Source organism: Pseudomonas sp. DrBHI1, assembly GCF_002205115.1.
GTDB classification, from domain to species: domain Bacteria; phylum Pseudomonadota; class Gammaproteobacteria; order Pseudomonadales; family Pseudomonadaceae; genus Aquipseudomonas; species Aquipseudomonas mosselii.
The window spans coordinates 1-976 of record NZ_NIBE01000141.1 but is presented as its reverse complement, the minus strand read 5'-3'; the positions used below and the strand labels follow the sequence as shown (position 1 = coordinate 976).

Sequence of the window (976 nt, the reverse complement as noted above, 5' to 3'; positions counted from 1 at the left end):
GGGCTACGAAGAACGCCCCCTGGTGTCCATCGACTACCGCACCGATCCGCGCTCCTCGATCATCGACGCGCTGTCGACCTTGGTGGTCAACGGCACCCAGGTGAAGATCTACGCCTGGTACGACAATGAATGGGGCTACGCCAACCGTGCAGCGGAACTGGCCCGGCTGGTCGGCGCGGCGGAGTAAACGGCGATCATGAAGGCGTTGTCAGCCCTGTCTGCGGAAGTGCGTCAGTACCTGCTGGTTACCGGCAACTACTGGGCCTTCACCCTCACCGACGGCGCATTGCGCATGTTGGTGGTCCTGCACTTCCATTCGCTGGGCTACACGCCGCTGCAGATCGCGGCGCTGTTCCTGTTCTACGAAGTGTTCGGCGTGATCACCAACCTGGTGGGTGGCTACCTCGGCGCCCGCCTGGGGCTCAACCGCACCATGAACATCGGCTTGGGCATGCAGGTCTTTGCACTGCTGATGCTCACGGTGCCGGCAGCCTGGCTGACGGTGCCGTGGGTAATGGCCGCCCAGGCGCTGTCCGGCATCGCCAAGGACCTGAACAAGATGAGCGCCAAGAGCTCCATCAAGCTCCTGGTACCGGACAGCCAACAGGGGACGCTCTACAAATGGGTGGCCATCCTGACGGGCTCGAAGAACGCGCTCAAAGGCGTGGGCTTTTTCCTCGGCGGAGCACTGCTCGCGTTGCTCGGCTTCACCCTGGCGGTGCTGGCCATGGCAGCAGTACTGGCCCTGATCTGGATCGGTAGTCTGGTGCTGCTGAAAAAGGACTTGGGCAAAGCCAAGGCCAAACCCAAGTTCCGCGACATGCTGTCCAAGAGCCGAGCCATCAACATCCTCTCGGCCGCACGGCTGTTTCTCTTCGGTGCCCGGGACGTCTGGTTCGTCGTGGCGCTGCCGGTGTACCTGAGCACCGCGTTTGGCTGGGACTTCTGGCTGGTCGGCGGCTTCCTCGCCGCGTGG

The 976-nt window shown here is 63.1% G+C and carries 1 protein-coding gene and 1 pseudogene; both read left to right on the top strand.

Features of this window, described 5'->3' with window-relative positions:
- A pseudogene (locus tag CC207_RS25155) lies at positions 1-187 on the top strand (type I glyceraldehyde-3-phosphate dehydrogenase); the annotation flags it as partial.
- Between the two features lie 9 nt (positions 188-196).
- Positions 197-976: organoarsenical effux MFS transporter ArsJ (arsJ, locus tag CC207_RS25150; RefSeq protein ID WP_143496176.1), on the top strand; the 780-nt coding region annotated here is incomplete at its 3' end.